A 19,376-nucleotide genomic window follows, 5' to 3' on the forward strand; every position below is an offset into this window, starting at 1 on the left:
GCTGTGATCCCGCCCTCGATCAGCCCTGTGAGGACGATATCCTGCAGCCACGGGCTCTGGGCCGATTTGAACACGGCAATCTGGGCATGGGCAGGTTTCTGCATCGCCGTCGTGGCTAAAAGTGACAGGGCGCCAACCGCAACTGTTTTGCGAAGTCGACGCGAGGCGTGGCGAAGCAGGTTCATGACCGATCCCTATCTCAAGGCCCACAGGGCAATGGCGATAACAACAGGTCCAACTTATTTTGGAACGATAATTGTATCAAGAAGGCAACATAATTCAATTATTGCTGTGTCTTTTCGATGACATATCCACATCGATACCAGTCAAATTGGATTTGTAACGCGCCATTTCCAACCGATATGACAAACTATGTCAATAATGGGGCAGGCATCGCGTTGGCGCTTCTGTCCGCCTGTTACTCGCCCGGCATTGCGGGGAAATAAGGAATTTCATGCGCGCTGTATTGTTATTTATTCGGAACGATAATACGTTTCGTTAAGATACTGACCGCAACATTATGGAATATGATGAGATGACGCGCCGCAACCTTCTCCGCTCCTGCCCCGTCTGGGTTTTGCTTTGCGGTGTGGCCGGTCAGTGTCTGACGTCATCGCCTGCGCTGTCTGCTGCGCGGCCTGCGTCGCAAGGTGTCGTTCCGGATGACAGGACTGCGCCCAACGGCAATCCATCATACCGTAAGATGCTAGGTTCAGGTGCCGGGGCAGGGAGTGCGCGACCGACTGTGGCCGCATCTGCTGCACAGCGCCGTAAAAAGGCTCTGCGACATGTTGCCGACCAACCAAAGGCCTCACCCGAGCAGATTACGGTCACGGGCAGTCATATCATTCGCAACGGGTTCAGTTCGCCCACACCTGTCACCGTACTTGGCAGCGAGGATATCGCGGCCCAGGTGCCCGCCAACCTGTCTGACCTTGTCAATCAGCTTCCCTCTGTCACTCAGGGCAGTACTTCTGCCACGAGTTCCGGATTTCTCTCCTCCGGTCTGGCGGGGATCAATTCAGTCAATTTGCGCGGGCTCGGAGCTAATCGTACCCTGATCCTGATTGACGGCCAGAGATCGGTCGCATCCTCCATCACGGGACTGGTGGATGTGAACACCATTCCGCAGAATTTGGTAGAGCGTGTCGAGGTGGTGACGGGCGGGGCATCGGCCCAGTATGGTTCCGATGCGGTCGGCGGCGTGATCAACTTCATCCTGAACAAGAAGTTTAACGGCGTTAAGGTGTCGGCCAATACAGGCTTCACCACCTATGCCGACAACCCGAATTACACGCTCAACGCGACGATGGGAAAAACATTCCTCAACCACCGCCTGCATGTGTTGCTCGATGCGCAATACTACCAGCAATTCGGCGTCAACACGATCGACCGCTCCTGGAACGACAGCGGCTATTTCCAGATCAACAACCCGCTCTACACGGCGACCAATGGCCAGCCCCAGCGTCTTGTTGGCTCCAATTTTGCGCCTTCAACCTATACATCAGGTGGATTGATCGGCTCCGGACCGCTGGCTGGCACCTATTTTGGTGCGCCCGGCCAGACCGGGAAGCTCAATTACGGCCAGCGCAGTGCTGCATCGAGCCCCTACATGATTGGCGGTGACACCGCCGAGACATTGCGTGGCCATGTAGGGACGAACTCCCTCACCCCGAGCGAGCAGCGCATCAGCATTTTCGAGCGCACAGCCTATGATATCAGCGACAAGACCGAGATTTTCGGGCAGTTCTCATGGAATAAGTACATAGGGAGCAGCTTCTATCAGCAGACCCCGAGCACGGGTGTGGTGATCAATGCGGATAATGCCTATCTGAATGCGAATTATCCCCAGATCGCGCGGCAGATGGCGGCCTCGGGGCTTCGTTCCTTCACCATGGGCACCAGCAATGGCGGCTTTCCCGTGCCCGGTAGCGATGTCGACCGCGAAGTGTTTCGCTATGTCGGCGGCATGAATGGCAAGTTCAAGTTCTTCACCAATAACTGGCACTGGGGGTGGTACTACCAATATGGTCGTACCCAGGAGAATGTGACGCTCAAGAACACCTGGAACCTGTCGCGCATGGCGCTGGCGCAGGATGCGGTGTTCTCGAACGGGCAGATCGTCTGCCGCTCCTCAATCGCCAATCCCGGCAATGGCTGCGTACCGATCAACCGTCTCGGGACATCGGGGCCGTCTGCGGCGGCGCTCAATTACATCTATGGTGGTCAGGGCGGCCAGCCGAGCCGCGACCAGACCTTGCAGCAGCACGTGGCCTCCATCGATATCGGGGGCGACATGTTCAAGCTGCCGGGGGGCAAGGCCGCCATCGCCATGGGCGGTGACTGGCGCCGTGAATCGGTCAAGGGTGCCGTGGACCCTGCTTATCAGTCCGGCTGGCTCTACGGCAATTATCTGGTCACCAAGGGGGCCTATAACGTCAAGGAAGGCTTTATCGAAATCGATCTGCCCGTTCTCAAGGGCGTCGATATCAACAGTGCCGGACGGTACACGGATTATTCCACGTCGGGCAGCGTCGAGACCTGGAAGACGGGCGCGACCTGGGCCCCGATCGAGGATATCAAGTTCCGCGGTACGTACAGCCACGATATCCGCGCGCCCAATCTCAACGAGCTTTTTGCGGCCGGGACTTCGCTCAACAATACGGTGGTGCTGCCTGCGAATGCCCCGACACCGGGCTCCCAAAGCTTCACCCAGATCCGTACGGGCAACACCAATCTGACGCCCGAAGTCGCCAATACCTGGACCGTAGGGACCATCGTGACACCGCGCTTCGCGCCCGGCTTCAGCGCCTCATTCGACTATTACGATATCGATATCAAGCATGCGATCGGCACGGTCACGGGCCAGAATGCGGTCGATTTCTGTTATTCGGGTGGCACGGTCTGGTGCAATAATATCCATTACGCCAATGGTGTGCTGCAAAGCATCCTGCTCCAGCCGTTCAATTTCGCCAGCCAGAAAGAACGCGGAATCGATATCGAGGCAAGCTATCGCCTGCGTCTGTCGCAACTGTGGAACAGGCTGCCGGGCGTATTCTCAGTTCATGGCGAGATCACCCATTACATCTCGAATGTGGTGAATAACAACGTCTATCCCATCAACTACGCCGGGGTGAATGGTGGCGGGCTGGCGGGCACCTATAATGCGCCGCGCTGGACCTATCGCATCAGTTCTTTCTATCGGGTCGACAACCTGACCTTCAATCTCGTCGCGCGTGGCTTCGGCAATGGTGTGTATGGCAATGACTACGTGCAGTGCACGAGCAATTGCCCGGCTTCGACCCCACAATACCGCACCATCAACAATAATCGCATCAAGGGCGCGGTCTATTTCGACACCTCGATCGCTTATGGCTTTGAGCTTTATCGTCATCCTGCCAAGCTGACATTCGTGATGAACAACATGCTCAATACCAGCCCTGTTCTGGTCGGGAGCGGCCCCGATGGCAACAACGTTCCTGCCTTCGCCCAGACCAATCAGGGGCTCTATGATTATCTGGGGCGCAATTTCCGCCTCGCCTTCAGCACCAGTTTTTGAGCCGGGCAGGGGCGCCAGGCCCTGCCAGAGTACCGACATCCTGCCGGGAGGGATCATGACCCGTCGCTATAGTATGGCCCTACGGGCACTTCTCCTTGCAGGGGGGCTCATGGGTTCTGCGCCCTTGGCCTGTCAGGCCGCGCCGCGGGACGTGGCGTCTTTGTTGCCGGTGCGTGTTGAAACCAGAATCGGCAAGGTATTTCTCACGCTGCCCGCCCCCGATCGTGACGGCGTGATGGGACGATTTCTCTACGCCAGCGCGCTACGAACCGGGGTGGGGTCAGCTAATATCACGCTCGATCATGGCATGGTCGGGCCCACGCGCATTCTGGCTTTTCGACAGATCGGCGGGCGTGTGGCCGTGGTGTTCGAAAATCCCCGCTTCATGTCGCGCGGGGGGGCTGCTGTCGCTGAAGGCGTAAGCCGCAGTTTCCCCTTCAGCGTCATTGCCATGCTCGATACGGTATCGACGACGCCGGGCGGCGGGGCCGTCGTCGATCTCTCGCCATTTTACCTGCATGACACCATGGCCATCGCCACCACGCTCAACGGCGGAGGGATGAAGCTGCCGGACACGCCCGGTGTGGAGTCGAAGGGATTTCGTCAGGTCGGGGAGCTAAGCCGCGTCGACACGGCGAGCGTGAAGGCATTTCCCGATAATATCGAAGCCGAATCGCTTCTGACATTCGCCTCTGACACCCCCGGCAAGGAACTGGCTCTTCTGGCGCCGGATGCGCGCCAGATCGGGTTTATCGTTCACCACTCCCTCGTGCGCCTGCCCGATGCCGGTTACGTGCCGCGTCGTCTCGACATCAGGTCTGGCAGCCATGGCACGGCTGTTTATGATTTCGGCGCGCCTCTGGGCGAGAATGTGCTGATCGAATACGCCAACCGCTTCCGCCTCACCAAGACCGATCCCGCAGCCGCGCGCTCGCGCGTGGTCAAGCCGATTATCTACTACATCGATAATGCAGCCCCCGAACCGGTCCGCTCCGCCTTGGCGGAAGGCGTGGCGTGGTGGAACAGGGCTTTCGAGGCGGCAGGCTATATCGACGCGTTTCAGGTGCGTATCCTGCCAGAGGGCGTCGATCCACAGGACATACGCTACAATATCGTGAACTGGAACGAGCGTCAGACACGCAGCTATTCCTATGGCATTGGCGTGATCGATCCGCGCACGGGTGAGGTGATACGCGGCAATGTCGTGCTCGAAGGGCTGCGGCTGCGTCAGGATATCATCATCTTCGAGGCCCTTGCCGGGGTGAAGGACGAGAATACCGGCAAGCAGGATGATCCGGTCAGGATCTCGCTTGACCGGATCCGCCAGCTTGGCGTGCACGAGGTGGGCCATACTTTGGGTCTCGTGCATAATTTCATGGCCAGCACGCAGGATCGCGCTTCGGTAATGGATTATCCCGGCCCGCGTATCGGGCTCCATGATGGCACACTCGATTTCTCGGACGCCTATGCGAAGGGTGTTGGCGCGTGGGATCGCTATGCCATCGACTGGCTCTATGGGGAACCGAAACCGGGCACGGATCGTGAGGCCGCAGCACGTGACAAGGCGCTCGAGGCGGAGCGTCAGTCAATGCGTTTCGGGACTGATATCGATGGACGCGACCCCGATACGGCGCTTGCAGGCAACAGCATGTGGACCGATGGCGCGGACGAGCCCGATGATCTCAAGCGGATGATGCAGATACGCGCCATCGCCCTCGCTCATTTCGGCCCGGGCGTGCTGCACACGGGCGAGAGATTATCGGATCTGAGGCGTAAATTCGTGCCGCTATGGCTTGTGCACCGCTATGAGGTGGAGGCAGTGGGCAAGCTCCTGGGTGGGTTGGCCTATCGTTACGCTGTGGTTGATGGTCAGAGTCCGGCACCCGTTCCGGTCGCGCCTGAAAGGCAGAAGGCGGCACTCGATGCGCTGATCGATACCTTGTCGGCACAGGCACTCACCATCTCGCCCGCCCTGACACTCATGCTGTCGAGCGGTAGCAACGGCACGGTCGATCCGCAATTCGAGACCGAGATTTTCCGTACGGCCGGGTCGAGCGTTTTCGATCCTCTGAATGCGGCGGAATCGGCGGCGCAGATCACCCTCAACACGCTTCTGGGGCCAAACAGGCTGGAGCGTCTGGTGCTGCAGCATGCCAGCGACCCTGCCCAGCCCGGGCTCGATATCGTGCTCGGACGTCTCGTCATACAGGTGGCAGGGCATCATGACACGGCGCTGGCGCGGCGCATTGCCTATCGTACGGTCATGGCCATGGTGCAGGCGCGCGACAACCCCAAAGCGTCTCCGGATGTGGCTCTTGCCCTCTCCGGCCAGTTGCGCGGGCTTGCTGCGAGCTATGGCGCCGTACAGGGGAATGACGAGGAAGGACACTGGTGCCAGGATATGACGGCATTGCTGCATGATGCACCGCGTCTTGCCCGCGAAGCCGCAAAAGGAACGCGCCCGGCACCCGCCGTTCCGCCGGGCACGCCGATCGGTGGTGAAGGAGGATGGCTGTCCGAGGATTTGCCGTTGTGAAAGGGCAGGAAATGAGCAGGGAGAGTATTTTGAAAAAGCGCCGTTTGAGCCGCATGGCTCGTCAGATCCCGCTCATCATGCTTGGGCTGTCCTTCGTTACGGCCCGGGCAGCCGAGATGACAAAGCCCGATCTCGCGCTGACAGGCGGCATGGTGTTCGACGGAACAGGCGCGCCCGCGCGGGAGGAGACGATCCTGATCGGTGGCGGCAGGATCGTGGCGATCGGGCCTGATGTGACAGTGCCCTCCGGCCTGCGCGTGATTGCCCTGCATGGCGCGGCCGTGACACCGGGGCTCTACGATTTGCACACTCACTGGACGCCCGCGGGGAGTCCTGCCGATATCCCCGGTATTGCACAAGCCTATCTGCGCTCCGGTGTGACCACCGTCAGCGATTTCAATGAGGCGCCAGAGGCTTTTGCGCCCTTGCGCGAATGGCTCTCTCATATTCCTTCACCGCATGTGAATTATGCCGCGCGTATCAGCACACCCGGCGGACATGGCGCGGATTGGGCCGATGAGAACACGACGCGCTGGATCAGCTCTCCGGACAGCGCGCGCGCAGCCCTTGATGCAGTGGCGGCCTATCACCCCGATCTGATCAAGATCTTTACCGATGGCTGGCGTTACGGCCACATGCCCGACAATACCAGCATGAACGAGGCGACGCTCGGCGCCGCCGTGGCGCAGGCGCATCGTCACGGGCTCAAGGTCATGACCCATACGGTCACGATCGAGCGGGGGCTGATTGCCGCGCGTGCCGGGGTGGATGCGCTGGCCCATGGTCTTCAGGACCATGTCCTTACCCCGGATGAGGCACAATTCATCCGGTCACGGAACATGGGCGATATTCCCACCTTATCGGTCTATGACCCCGCACCCTGGGCCCAGAGCGGCGCGAAGAAGGTCGTTTCCGATACGCATCTTTTCGATAACGCGCTTGCCAATGTCGGCATCCTCTATCGGGCCGGGGTCGTGATCGGGGTCGGGACCGATGCCGGTATGCCAGCCACCCCCCATGGCGCTTCGACGCTGCACGAGCTCGAATTGCTGGTGCGCGCCGGGCTGACGCCCGCCGAGGCCCTCGTGGCGGCCACACGATCGAGCGCGTACCTCCTTGCGCAGGATCATGACAGAGGCACGCTCGCCCCGGGCATGCGGGCAGATCTGGCCGTTTTCGACGGGCGACCATGGGAGAAAATCGGCGATATCCATCATCTGCTCATGACCTTCGTGGATGGCCATATGGTTTTTGGGCCGCAGAGCGAGAGCAGCCTCCGCGACTGGATGCCTGTTCCGCCAGCGCGTGCCCTGCCGGCAGGCAGTGTGATCGATGATTTCGAGCGCATCGACGGACGCACTCCGCTCGACACATTGCCCACCGAGGCGATGGATCGTGGGCCGGATCGAAGCGTCGAAGTGTTGTCTGTCATCCCGCGGGAGAGTGGCGAGGGGCATATTCTGGTCATGACGGCCCAGATGGCTGCGCAGAAAGCGCCTTATGCTGGAGTGGTCTTCCCGCTGTCACGCGGTGCAGTGCTGCCGGTGGATGTCGGGGCGGGCAAGGGCATTGCCTTCGAGGCGAGAGGGCGTGACTGCCCTGCCGAGCTCATTGTGACGGGGCTCGCAGGGACAAGCTGGTCGGCGCCGTTCGCGGTGAGAAAAGACTGGTCGACCATCCACGTTGCCTTCACCGACCTTCGTCCAGTGAAGGCAAGGAACAGCCTGGCGTGGTCGGGACGCGACGTGACTGCAGTGGAACTGCGCCAATCCTGCCCGGCGGGGAGCAACGCCTGGCTGTCGCTCGATACGCTTCGCCTCGAATGAATGGCCCGGCGCGCCTCTCATCCTCTTGAGAGGCGGCAGGTCTTTGCAGGTCGATGTTGCAGGTTCATGCTCCGACATTCCCTGTGACACTCCCGCGCTGGCGGGGAGGAGTTCTGCAATGGCCCTTCGGCACATTCTCTGCTTCGGCGATTCTCTCACCTGGGGGTGGAAGCCTGTTCCAGCCGGAACGCCCAGCACACGCTATGACTACGCGCAACGCTGGACCGGGGTAATGGCGCGCGCGCTGGGCGAGGGTTATCGCGTGATCGAGGAAGGGCTGAGTGCCCGTACCACCAGTATCGACGATCCCAATGACCCGCGCCTTGATGGCTCGGCCTATCTGCCAGCCGCCCTGGCCAGTCACATGCCCCTCGATCTTGTGGTCATCATGCTCGGGACGAACGATACCAAGGCTGTCTATCGCCGCACCCCGCATGAAATTGCACGAGGTATGGCCAGGCTGGTTACCCAGGTGGCGAAGAGCGCAGGGGGCGTAGGGACGGCCTATCCGGCACCGGCGCTGCTCATCGTGGCACCCCCCGCGCTCAAACCTATCCCGGGCGCATGGCTCGCCGCCGAGTTCGAGGGAGCGCACCCGAAATCGGAGAAACTGGCGCAGTCCTATCGGGCGCTGGCAGAGGCCACCGGAGCGCATTTCCTCGACGCCGGTGCTCATATCACAACAGAGGGCAGCGATGGCGTCCACTTCACGCCGGAGAATAATCACGTGCTCGGCGAGGCCCTCGCCCGGAAGATTGGCGAGATCTTCGCCTGATCACCGCCGGTGAGGGCGATTTTGTAACGCCCTCACGGAACGGTGATATATCGGCCACACCTGCCGCGCCGATGATGACCGGCGCGTTAACTTAAATTGCGAATGACTCGCAGTATCGCTATGGCTCTGCCGATTTCATCTGGCAGGACAAGATTATGCGCGCGGATTTCACCCGGACGGGTTTGGCGATGTGTGTTTCCCTCATGGCATTAATGGCGGGAAGCGCCCGGGCGCAGGACCAGAAACAGCAGAAAACGGCGCAGACCATGTCTTCTCCGGCGATGGCGGGACGTCAGTCCGTCACGCATGGGAGCCCGGCGTCACAGAGCAAGGCAAGCCCGGGTAGTGCGACCCGTGCCGCTTCGATGCCAGGCCGCAATCAGACGGCCGCCTCGCGCGCAACAGGTCCGACATCCAATGCTGAGATGCTGACCGTGCGTGGCCAGAAAGGAGCGACGATTGCGTCATCGGCCACAAAATCCTCCACCCCGCTGATCGAGACGGCGCAGTCCGTAACGGTTGTCACCCGCAATGAGATGGATATCCGCGGTGTGCTGACACTTAACCAGGCAGTGCGCTATGCGGCGGGTATTACCCCTGACCTGCGCGGGGGGGTCGGCACGCGTTACGATCTGTTCCAGCTGCGTGGCTTCACCATTCCCGAATTCCTTGACGGATTGCGTCTGCAGGACAGCCCGACCGGCTATGCCATTGCGCAGATCGACACGTCACGTCTCGACCGTCTGGAAATCCTGAAAGGCCCGGCTTCTGCGCTTTACGGTCAGTCGAGCCCCGGCGGACTGGTTGCATTGTCGAGCAAATTGCCGACCGATCGCGCCTCTTACGGTTCGGTCAATGCCACGGGCGGCATGTTCGATCTGTACCGTGTCGATGCCGATATGGGCGGTTACGCCACCAGGGACGGGTCGATCCGCTATCGCCTTTACGGGACGATTAACGGTCAGCACACGCAGCTTGTTCGTACGGGCAGCCGCCGCTTTTCCATTAGCCCATCGGTCACCTTTGGCGGTAACGGGCCGGACACTTTCACCCTGCTTGGCAATTATCAGTACGATCCCGAAGCAGGAACCTATGGCGGTGTACCGCTAGAAGGCTCGCTCAAGCCCGCGCCTTTTGGCGGCTATCTGCCCCGCAATTTCTACGATGGCGATGCGCGCTTCGAGAAGTTCAACCGCAAGCATGGCGGCATCACCTATATCTATAACCACCGCTTCAACAGCGACTGGAATTTCTCGACGCGCGGTCGTTATGACGACATCAAGACGCAATATCGCAGTGTCTATGATGCTGGATACTGGGACGCCGACGGCATGCTGCCGCGCTATGGTTTCGGGACCACCGAGCACACGCGCAATCTGGCGTTTGACAGCAATGTTCATGGCAAGCTGCGCACGGGGCCGCTCACGCATATGATCATGGCAGGCTTCGATTATCAGCAGCAATGGGCCAATGAAACGGCGGGGCAGAGCGCGGCCCCCGATCTGAATGTCTTCGCCCCGGATTACGACATGGGCATCGACCCGCTTGAGACCTATGCGCGCTACAAGGTGAATTCGCATCAGATCGGCGTTTACGGTCAGGATGAGATTCATTGGGGCGGTCTGGTGCTGACGGGTAGCATCCGCAATGACTGGTTCCGCTCGCGCCAGATCGAGTATTATTCGGCGTCCAATTCCAAGCAGAGCCCGAGCCAGATCACATGGCGAGCCGGGGGGCTCTATCACTTCAAGTTCGGCCTCGCGCCCTATATCAGCTATGCTACTTCGTTCCAGCCCCAGACTGGCGTGGTGCTTGAGACGAGCGGCGCCACGCATCAGGCCAATCCGTCGATCGGCAAACAGCTAGAGGGCGGTCTGAAATATCAGTTGCCCGGTACGCCCATCCTGTTGACGGCAGCAGGATTCCATATCGAGCAGACCAACGTGCTCGTGTCCATTCCGAATACGATCTACAACACCCAGCAGGGCCTGGTGCATTCTGACGGATTCGAATTCGAGGCGCATATCGATAGCTGGCACAACCTGATGGTCGAGGCCGCAGTGAGCGTACAGCGCGTGCATGACGATTCCACTGGCAAGCCGCTCATCCAGTCGGGCCGCGGCAACGCCTCGCTCTTCGGATTTTACACCATTCCCAAGGGCCGCTTCAAATCACTCGGTCTCGGGGCAGGCATGCGCTATTCCGCCTCGGCCTATGGCGGTGAAGCCAGCTATGGCAGTGTGAAAGTGCCGCAATACGCGCTGTTCGATGCCTCGCTGCGTTACGATCTGGCGAACGTCTCGAAATCGCTCAAGGGCTGGACGGTGGGTGCCAGCGTGCGCAATCTTTTCGACAAGAATTACGTGACCAATTGCCTCGCCTACGCGTCTTACGGGCAGGAATTCTGCTATTACGGCGAACGCCGCAATGCGCAGGGCACAATCGGTTTCGCCTGGTGATGTGAGCGCTCGGGGCTGTCGAGGCCCCGGCCGATCAGGAGAAAAACCCCGTAGCGCCGGTGCGCTACGGGGTTTTCTGTTTCATCCGGGCTTCGAGCTTCAGGGAAGGCGCGACAGGCGTTCCGTCAGCACCTGATAGAACCCGTCTGCATCGACATCGCGCATATAGAGCGCATTGGCAGGCCTGCCGGTCACGCTCCAATAATCCACAACGGTCTGGCCTGCCGAGAGCGGGCTTTGTGTCTCGATCTCCACATTGACGAGGCGCCCCTGAAACAGATCGGGGCGCAGCAGCCACATGATGGTGCAAGGGTCATGCAAGGGCGCACCGGGCCAGCCATATTTCTCGAGGTCGAAACGCTCGGAAAAGCCAAGCATACCGCCCACGCAGCGACCGGCAGCGTTGCCGATGGCGCGTATGCGCCCGAGCCGTGAAGGGGTGGTCAGCACCTGATGGGTGACATCGAGCGGCAAAAGGACCACCGGCACCCCCGAAGCGAGCACAATGGCGGCGGCCTCAGGATCGACATAGGCGTTGAATTCGGCATTGGGGGTGATGTTTCCCCCCTCGAAACAGGCCCCCAGCATGGACACGACGCGATTGATGCGCGGCGCGATATCGGGGGCCTTCTGCAAAGCGGTGGCCAGATTGGTCATCGGGCCCAGCGTCACGATGGTCAGGCTGCCCTCCGGCTCGTGACGCAGCGTCTCGATCAGGAAATCGACCGCGTGGGGAGAGTCGGCCTGTCTGGCGGGGGCGGGCAGGTCCGCACCATCCAGCCCGCTTTCTCCATGCACATGATCGGCGCGCACAGGCGGGCGGGCCAAGGGCAGGTCGCATCCGCTATGCAGCGGGATATCTTCACGTCCAGCCAGTTCCAGAATGGCGGCGGCATTGCGCGTGGTATTGGCGATGCCGCTATTGCCGCCCACAGTGAGGATCGCCTCGACCGTGATATCCTCTGGCGAGGCCAGCGCCAGCAGAATGGCAACGGCGTCGTCCTGTCCGGGGTCGGTATCGATGATGATCCGTGTGGGCGTCATGGAACGGTTCCCTGTCAGAGATTACGCCTTGCCGGCTTCTCCGGCGTCATCCCCTTCAGGGCCCTTGATCCAGGCTTCCACCTTGCCGGATACCTTGATGGTCATGGGGTTGCCCTTGCGGTCGAGTGTCTTGCCCACGGCCAGACGCACCCAGCCTTCGCTGATGCAGTATTCCTGCACATTCGTGCGTTCCTCACCATTGAAGCGGATGCCGATGCCTTTTTCCAGCAGGGCCTCGTCATAGAACGGGCTGCCCGGTGTGGCGCTCAGACGGTCTGGCATGGTGTCGCTCATGGGAATTCCTCCGGTTTGGCGCGTGTTCCAGTTCTTGTCATGGGACATAGCCCGAGTTCCGGCTCGCGCAAAGCGCCGGAACGCAAAACGGGCGCGGGGGTGTGCACCCTCGCGCCCGTTTGGGGCAGTTTTACGGCCTGGGAAGATGATCCCCCCAACCCGGTATGTCCCGGGCCGGTATGCCCCGGGACTTAGCTCAGCGTGGGCATCACGAAATCCGCGCCCTGACGGATGCCTGTCGGCCAGCGTGAGGTGACGGCCTTGTATTTGGTGAAGAAGCGCACGCCCTCGGCCCCGTGCATATGATGATCGCCGAACAGAGAGGCTTTCCACCCGCCGAAGGAGTGGAACGCCATGGGTACCGGAATCGGCACGTTCACGCCGACCATGCCAGCCTGCACGCGATGGGTGAAGGCACGGGCGCTATCGCCATCACGGGTGAAGATGGCGGTGCCATTGCCGAATTCATGGTCGTTGACCAGCTTCAGCGCGGTCTCGAAATCGGGCACGCGCACGACAGCCAGAACGGGGCCAAAGATTTCCTCGCGATAGAGGCGCATCTCCGGTGTCACATGATCGAACAGCGACCCGCCAAGGAAGAAGCCATCCGGGTTCTGCGTCGATTTGAAATCGCGGCCATCGACCAGCAGCCTGGCACCTTCCTCAGCCCCGAGCGTGACGTAGGAGGCCACCTTGTCGCGATGGACTCTGGTGACCAGCGGGCCCATTTCGGTCGCGTCATCCGTGCCATTGCCGATTTTCAGCGCCTTGACCTTGGGGATCAGCTTGTCGACCAGCGCATCGGCCACAGGACCAACGGCCACGGCCACTGAAATGGCCATGCAGCGTTCGCCTGCCGAGCCATAGGCCGCACCCATCAGGGCATCGACGGTCTTGTCGAGGTCGCAATCGGGCATGATGACGGCATGGTTCTTGGCACCGCCCAGAGCCTGAACGCGCTTGCCGTGGGCTACGCCGGTCTCGTGGATGTAGCGGGCGATGGGGGTGGAGCCCACAAAGCTGATCGCCTGCACATCCGGGTGCTTGAGCAGCGCGTCTACAACCAGCTTGTCGCCATGCACAACTTGGAACACGCCATCGGGCAGGCCTGCCTGCTTCAGCAGATCGGCGAGGACGAGCGAGGCCGAAGGGTCGCGCTCGGAGGGTTTGAGGATGAAGCAGTTACCGCAGGCGAGCGCCATCGGTGCCATCCAGAGAGGCACCATGACCGGGAAGTTGAACGGGGTGATGCCCGCAACCACGCCCAGAGGCTGGCGCATCGACCAGGCATCGATGCCGCGTCCGACCTGCTCGGTAAATTCGCCCTTGAGCAGTTCGGGCGCCCCCGTGGCGAATTCCACGACTTCCATCCCACGTGTGACTTCGCCAAGCGCATCGGACAGGACCTTGCCATGCTCCGAGGTGATGACAGCTGCCAGATCATGGGCGTGCTTCTCGATCAGGTCACGAAAACGGAAAAGAACGCGCGCACGGGCGAGCGGCGTGGTCTGGGACCAGCCAGGGAAAGCAGCCTTCGCAGCAGAAACCGCATCATCAACGTCCTTCGTATCGCCAAGGGCGAGCTGGGCCGTCACCTTTCCTGTGGCAGGGTTGAACACATCGCCGCGCTTGCTGCCATGGCCTTCGGTACGTGACCCGTTGATGTAATGCTGAATCAGACTGCTCATGAACGTCTTCCTCTTCCTTGCGGCCTTGCGACGTATCCTCATGGACCGTCACCCTCATTCCGCCTTATAGCATCTGTCCGTGCGCGTGGATTTCAACTCTCGCTGCGGGTCGACGCCTTGCTCTGTGTGGAAATTAATATTCCCTTTTTATCAGCAGAGAAGAAAAATTATTCCATATCGGATGTATCACGGTCACTTTCTGGTGAACGTACTCGGCAGATCGCGAGGGTCTGAGGGGCCTCCGGCCATTGAGATGGGTCATGACCGGCCTCTACTCAATATCCGGCTGTACTCATCTTCCAAGACCGTAGGCTGCGCGGCTTTTCACGCCCTTTTCCCTTGGAAGGGCGAGATTTCCGGGCGCGCTGCACGGCTGATCGTGCTGGGCGAATGGCCGAGTTGCACCCTGAGAGCGCGGCGCCACGAGGATACGGCCCCGTTCAGGCGATTACGGTCAGTGTCCTTGTCCGAACCGGTCATGCCCCGAGGCGTTTGCGGTATTCCCAAACGGGGGCTCCGACCCTTCGGGGCTCATTGCCGGTTTACCCCGTGGCTGAAAATCAGGAGCGATTCCCAGGGAAGCGCGTGGGAGGGGTTGCCCCTGCACGATACTCCTGAGAGTTTCCTGCCATCGTCACTCTCAAGATCGAAGAGGTCTGATGCGTTCTGCTCTTGCCATGATGGCTGTTTCCGCCCTGACCCTGACCGCCTGCGCCATGGATGCCGACGAAGACGCCGAATCGCGCTACGCTCCTGTCGCGGCCGGACAGGCCATCAAGCTCGAGCAGAAAAACGCGCCCATTCCCGGTACGGCCTATCGCATGGCTTATCGTAGCACCGATGCTCATGATCCGACCCATCTTGTTGCGGTCTCGGCCGAGGTCATGATCCCACGCGGCACGCCACCTGCCGGAGGATGGCCGGTCATGGCCTGGGCTCACGGGACAAGCGGCATTGGCCTGACCTGTGCGCCCTCGATCATGGGTATCGGGGGGCCTCAGGCGAGTTTCTACGGAAGCTGGCTGCGTCGCGGCTATGCGGTGGTGGCGACAGACTACCCCGGTCTGGGCGAGCCTGGCGCCGCGCTCTATCTGAACGCAAAATCCGAGGGCATGGCCGTTCTGGATTCTGTGCGTGCGGCGCGACGTCGCTTTTCGGCGCTGAGCGGCCATGTGGTGCTGCTGGGACATGATCAGGGCGCCCAAGCCGTTCTAGCGGCCTCAGCTCTTGCCCGATCCTATGCTCCCAGTCTTCAGGTCAAGGGTACGATCGCGCTCGGCGCACCTTATTTCGACGGGGATTCAGGTCACATCCTGACCCAGTCGCACGGTGCACGCCGCTTCGCACCGGGTGTCGTCTACGGGCTTCTGCTCGGGGCCTCTCTGGGCGCAGCGGATCCTGGTTTCGACCCATCGAGCGCCTTCAAGCCGCGGGCACTGCCTCTCTATCGCAAGGCTAGCGAACTCTGCCGTGGCGATTTTTTCGGCGCCGTGGAACACGCCGGTCTGACCCCCGACAATACGTTCCAGCCCGATGCTGAGAATGCCCTGGCGCCCGCGCTGCAATGGGCCCGCTATCCCTCCCTCAAGCTGACCTCTCCCGTGATGCTGGGGATTGCGACGAACGATACGCAGGTTCCTCCGGCGCAGCAGGAAAAGCTCAAACAAGCCCTTTGTTCAGCCGGGACGAGCGTGAGTGTGCATCACTATCGTGTCGAACATTCCCCTCTGCTCAATGCAGCCGAGAGCGAGGCCCAGACCTTTGCTGATCGCAGCCTCCAGGGTGATGCACTCTCGTCCGATTGTCAGTGAGGCGTCAGGTTATCAGGGCTTTGCCCTGAACCCTGCTATAGTGCGACCGCCCTCGAAAAATCTCTCCGCGACGGCTCAGCGCCTTCAGTAGAGGTCTCGTGAGAGGGATGTCGCGGCGAGTTGTAGGCCGCCGAGCAGGAGACACAGGGTGGAACTCCATATCCAGAAGGAGAAGCTGCCCCCTAGCCCGGCGATGTAGAGCGTTTCCATGTGGACGCCATTCAGGCGCAGCAGGGTCAGTAGAAAAATGCCGATAGCGCCGCGCCCCAGAAGCAGCGCAGTGACCGTGAAAAGAAAAAGCCGCAGAGCGGGCAACGGAAGTCGAGGGAGCAAGCGTGCCCCTGCCAGAGCGCAATAGGCTCCGGCAAGGAGAACAAGACCGATCCCACCGATGATTGCCGCCGGATGCCAGTCCCCCTGCAATGACTTGCGTACCATATCGGGGCCAGCGCCCATGAATCCGTAGGCTGACGGGCCGTAATAGAGCGTAGCCGCGTGAGCGGCAGCGGCGATCGCAAGCAGGAGTCCTGACAGTGTCAGAAGGCCTTTCGAGACGAATGGAGCATATCTGTAAATCATTGAGTTACTGTAGTGTATCGATCGTAGATGCGAAAACAGTATTTGTTTTGTATTTTTTATTGTACCGTTTCTCTCTCGAATTCCATAAGGGCCAGGCTGAAATCCGATGATGTCGGGTATCTCCGGTCAAGCCTCGCCCCATAAAGGATCTCTTATTTGAAAACACGGAATGTGGGACTCGTCTGTTGCCCTCTCCTGTCACTACTCCGGTCATCCCCAAAGACTGCAGTGCTGACGAATTCGTCAACATGTAAAGCTTGCTTTCCAGTGTCAGGTCTCTAATGTGTAAAGCGTGCTTTACATGGAGGGAGACATGTTCAGGTCAGCTCGTTATGGGATCGAACTAGGCGCGGCGATAGCGCTTTATGGAATTCTTCTTTGCGCGGCGAACAGGATTGAATTCCTTTACCATCCGATCGGGCTCTGGCTGTTCGCGCTCAGCATGATGCCAATGATCGGCGCGTTTGCCGGTGCCTGGGCGATTCTGCGAGGAATTCATCGCATGGATGAGTTGCAAAGACGGGTCCAGCTCGACGCGATTGCCATATCGTTTCTCGGCACGGCGCTGATTACCTTCGGCTGGGGTTTCGGCGAGAGCGCGGGTCTGCCTCCCTTGAGGGCTTTTGCGGTGTGGCCGATCATGGGCGGTATTTGGGGCATCAGCCTTATTTTCACGAGCTGGAAATATCGTTGAAAAACCGGATGCGCGATCTGCGTCTGACCAGGGGACTCAGTCAGAACGCTCTCGCGGAGACACTGGGCGTTTCTCGCCAGACCATTAACGCCATCGAGAATGAGCGTTACGATCCGAGCCTGCCTCTGGCTTTCGCCATAGCAAGGGTTTTCAACCTCAGGATCGAGGAAATCTTCATACCTGATTTCTGCTGATCACCGTCTCTCGCCGGGCCGTGCCTGTTGCAGAAATTGCGCATTCGCAGCCGTCACATCGCCCGCGTAGTCGATATCAATCAGTTCCTCCGCCGGTGCGGGGATCAATCTCGCCAGACGCAGCAGGGGGCGTGCCCCGTGATCGCTGTTTGGGTCGAGTGCGCTCAGAGACGAAACCGGGAAAATGGCAGGCGGTCCCCGATAATTAGGCGCGCAGGAGGCGATGATCTGATCGGGCACGGAGTCGCTGGCCTGCCTGAGGGCGAGGATATGAGTGTGCGACACAAACGGCATATCGGCGAGGCAGACGAAAACGCGGGCCGATGCGGAAAGCCCATTTGTGCCGAGAGCCAGCGAGGACCCGAGGCCTCGTTCGGGCAATGGATTGACCAGGAGCTCGAAACCCTGCGCAACATAGGCAGCGTGCCAGTTTCCTACAGTGCGGCAGACTGCGCGTTTTTGGTGCCATGGGAAATGATCGACGGCACTCAATATGTGATGGGCGAGGGGCAGGGAGCCGATCCGCGTCTCCAGCTTGTCTTCTGCCCCGAAGCGACGGCTCAGGCCGCCTCCCAGCACCAGCAGGATCATGTCCGGAAGGCAGGTCACGACGAACCTGTCTTTCGGGCCTCGATCAGGGCGAATAACTCGGCCAGAACGGAGATGGCCACAGACCTTGCCTCGCGTGAAGGACCGAAAAGACCGATAGGGCCATGGATGCGGGCAAGCTGCGCCGCATCATGTCCCTTGTTGCGCAACCTCGAGAGGCGACGTTGCTGGGTCTTCCGACTTCCCAGGCATCCGATGAAGAAGGCGTTCGTCTGAAGCGCTGCTTCCAGAACAGGAATTTCCAGATCCGGATCGTGATGCAGGATGATGATCGCGGTTTCCTGGTCCTTCGCGTGAAGGCAGACGGCCTCGATGTCGTTCCTGATCACCCTGACCTGAGCCGCTTCCGCCAGGGAGACAAGAAATACGCTCTCGAGTCCATCTCCGAACAGGATAATCTGGGGGTCCGGCCGAAATCCCGCCATGAAGACGGGACCCTCCCAGCCGGTTGGGGCATATACAGCCTTGCAAACCAGGCTTTCGGTTCTCGTGTCATAGAAAAGGGTCGCGGCCCGGCGTTGCTCGCGCAGGCCTAGGAAATCCCCGAGGGGGTGGTTGTCTCGCACCACATGGATATGGAGTCCGATGCCTCCGCGGCAGGGCAGGACGATATCGAACCAGGGCGACCCTTTGCCGTAGCGGGATTGGCGATCGCAGCCTTCGTCGATGGCTGAGCAGGCCTCAGTCACCAGACTGGCTTCAACGCAGCCGCCGGAGACGAGTCCGATATAATGGCCGTCCTCGCGTATGGCCATCAATGCGCCCAGTGGCCGGGACGCGCCGTCGATGATGTCGGTCAGAAGAACAAGCGCGCATCGGTAGCCACTGGCAATGCTGGAGCAAAGAAAGCGGATAGCGTCGTCGGGGTGATCACTTGCCATGGCGCGAATGGCCTGGACATGCGTCTTTTCCTGCTCTGTCTGCTCCGCCATGACATCATATTCCGCACCGATACCCAAACCGAGACTACCCTCGTCGCAGAGCGCTGTCCTCCCCGACGTGGCAGTTTTCCCACAGAGAATTGTAACCAAAATTATTTACTTAAGAAAATCGTTGACCGGGTTTTCTGCACATGATCTCATGTTTCGTATTCGGATCGATTTGAGAATTCCTTCGTAAACACGCACCCGAACAATTTGAGGCCGTCAATCTGTCGCCATGAGCAGAGCCGATATCGCGCGTCCAGTCGTTACGATAACGAACCGGAATAGCATAGTCGACGGTTGGTCCCGTTCATGACGCATCGTTGCGCTGTCGGAAGCCGCAGTTTCTCGTTTCGCATCTGGCTTTTTTCTTCTCTTTGCGCCC

Annotated in this window: 14 protein-coding genes and 1 pseudogene; 8 read left to right on the forward strand and 7 right to left on the reverse strand. The window is 60.1% G+C overall.

What is annotated here, in order from left to right; all coding sequences use genetic code 11:
- A pseudogene (locus AA0535_RS00005) lies at nucleotides 1-185 on the reverse strand (hypothetical protein); the annotation flags it as partial.
- Between the two features lie 560 nt (nucleotides 186-745).
- Between AA0535_RS00005 and AA0535_RS00010 the strand changes: the two are divergent.
- The 5 genes from AA0535_RS00010 (at nucleotide 746) to AA0535_RS00030 (ending at nucleotide 11,155) form a co-directional block, all read left to right on the forward strand.
- A complete protein-coding gene (locus AA0535_RS00010; RefSeq protein WP_264813821.1) occupies nucleotides 746-3,559 on the forward strand; it encodes a TonB-dependent receptor plug domain-containing protein in 2,814 nt (937 codons plus the stop codon).
- Between the two features lie 55 nt (nucleotides 3,560-3,614).
- On the forward strand, nucleotides 3,615-6,095 hold the full coding sequence (locus AA0535_RS00015; RefSeq protein WP_264813822.1) for a zinc-dependent metalloprotease: 2,481 nt from the start codon (nucleotides 3,615-3,617) through the stop codon (nucleotides 6,093-6,095).
- 29 nt (nucleotides 6,096-6,124) lie between these two features.
- Nucleotides 6,125-7,921, forward strand: a complete 1,797-nt coding sequence (locus AA0535_RS00020) for an amidohydrolase family protein (RefSeq protein ID WP_264813823.1) — start codon at nucleotides 6,125-6,127, stop codon at nucleotides 7,919-7,921.
- Between the two features lie 118 nt (nucleotides 7,922-8,039).
- Nucleotides 8,040-8,696 (forward strand): SGNH/GDSL hydrolase family protein, encoded by a 657-nt coding sequence (locus AA0535_RS00025; RefSeq protein ID WP_264813824.1) that lies wholly within the window; start codon nucleotides 8,040-8,042, stop codon nucleotides 8,694-8,696.
- Between the two features lie 266 nt (nucleotides 8,697-8,962).
- Nucleotides 8,963-11,155, forward strand: coding sequence for a TonB-dependent siderophore receptor (locus tag AA0535_RS00030; protein WP_264813825.1), 2,193 nt, complete (start codon nucleotides 8,963-8,965; stop codon nucleotides 11,153-11,155).
- Nucleotides 11,156-11,254: 99 nt separating this feature from the next.
- Here the strand turns inward: AA0535_RS00030 and AA0535_RS00035 are convergent, their stop codons facing one another.
- The 3 genes from AA0535_RS00035 to AA0535_RS00045 all read right to left on the reverse strand — a co-directional run bounded on the left by AA0535_RS00035 (nucleotide 11,255) and on the right by AA0535_RS00045 (nucleotide 14,181).
- Nucleotides 11,255-12,199 carry a nucleoside hydrolase gene (locus tag AA0535_RS00035; RefSeq protein ID WP_264813826.1) on the reverse strand — a complete coding sequence of 315 codons (945 nt, stop codon included), beginning with the start codon at nucleotides 12,197-12,199 and terminating at the stop codon, nucleotides 11,255-11,257.
- A gap of 21 nt (nucleotides 12,200-12,220) precedes the next feature.
- Entirely contained in the window at nucleotides 12,221-12,493 is a 273-nt protein-coding gene (locus AA0535_RS00040; RefSeq protein WP_127101621.1) for a DUF3297 family protein, read from the reverse strand.
- Between the two features lie 191 nt (nucleotides 12,494-12,684).
- Entirely contained in the window at nucleotides 12,685-14,181 is a 1,497-nt protein-coding gene (locus tag AA0535_RS00045; RefSeq protein WP_264813827.1) for a CoA-acylating methylmalonate-semialdehyde dehydrogenase, read from the reverse strand.
- A gap of 659 nt (nucleotides 14,182-14,840) precedes the next feature.
- Here AA0535_RS00045 and AA0535_RS00050 point away from each other — a divergent pair.
- Nucleotides 14,841-15,992 (forward strand): lipase family protein, encoded by a 1,152-nt coding sequence (locus tag AA0535_RS00050; RefSeq protein WP_264813828.1) that lies wholly within the window; start codon nucleotides 14,841-14,843, stop codon nucleotides 15,990-15,992.
- Nucleotides 15,993-16,076: 84 nt separating this feature from the next.
- Here the strand turns inward: AA0535_RS00050 and AA0535_RS00055 are convergent, their stop codons facing one another.
- Complete coding sequence (locus AA0535_RS00055; protein WP_264813829.1) at nucleotides 16,077-16,571, reverse strand: hypothetical protein; 495 nt, start codon at nucleotides 16,569-16,571, stop codon at nucleotides 16,077-16,079.
- 313 nt (nucleotides 16,572-16,884) lie between these two features.
- On the opposite strand from AA0535_RS00055, the gene AA0535_RS00060 reads away from it, so the two are divergent.
- Both AA0535_RS00060 and AA0535_RS00065 read left to right on the forward strand, forming a co-directional pair.
- Nucleotides 16,885-17,265, forward strand: a complete 381-nt coding sequence (locus AA0535_RS00060; protein ID WP_264813830.1) for a hypothetical protein — start codon at nucleotides 16,885-16,887, stop codon at nucleotides 17,263-17,265.
- Nucleotides 17,262-17,459 (forward strand): helix-turn-helix transcriptional regulator, encoded by a 198-nt coding sequence (locus tag AA0535_RS00065; RefSeq protein ID WP_264813831.1) that lies wholly within the window; start codon nucleotides 17,262-17,264, stop codon nucleotides 17,457-17,459. Before AA0535_RS00060 ends, AA0535_RS00065 begins: the two co-directional genes overlap by 4 nt.
- Here the strand turns inward: AA0535_RS00065 and AA0535_RS00070 are convergent, their stop codons facing one another.
- Both AA0535_RS00070 and AA0535_RS00075 read right to left on the reverse strand, forming a co-directional pair.
- A complete protein-coding gene (locus AA0535_RS00070) occupies nucleotides 17,460-18,068 on the reverse strand; it encodes a nucleotidyltransferase family protein (RefSeq protein ID WP_264813832.1) in 609 nt (202 codons plus the stop codon).
- Nucleotides 18,065-19,000 carry an XdhC family protein gene (locus tag AA0535_RS00075; RefSeq protein ID WP_264813833.1) on the reverse strand — a complete coding sequence of 312 codons (936 nt, stop codon included), beginning with the start codon at nucleotides 18,998-19,000 and terminating at the stop codon, nucleotides 18,065-18,067. Before AA0535_RS00075 ends, AA0535_RS00070 begins: the two co-directional genes overlap by 4 nt.
- Nucleotides 19,001-19,376: the final 376 nt, after the last annotated feature.

The organism is Asaia krungthepensis NRIC 0535 (genome assembly GCF_025995175.1).
GTDB classification, from domain to species: Bacteria; Pseudomonadota; Alphaproteobacteria; order Acetobacterales; family Acetobacteraceae; genus Asaia; species Asaia krungthepensis.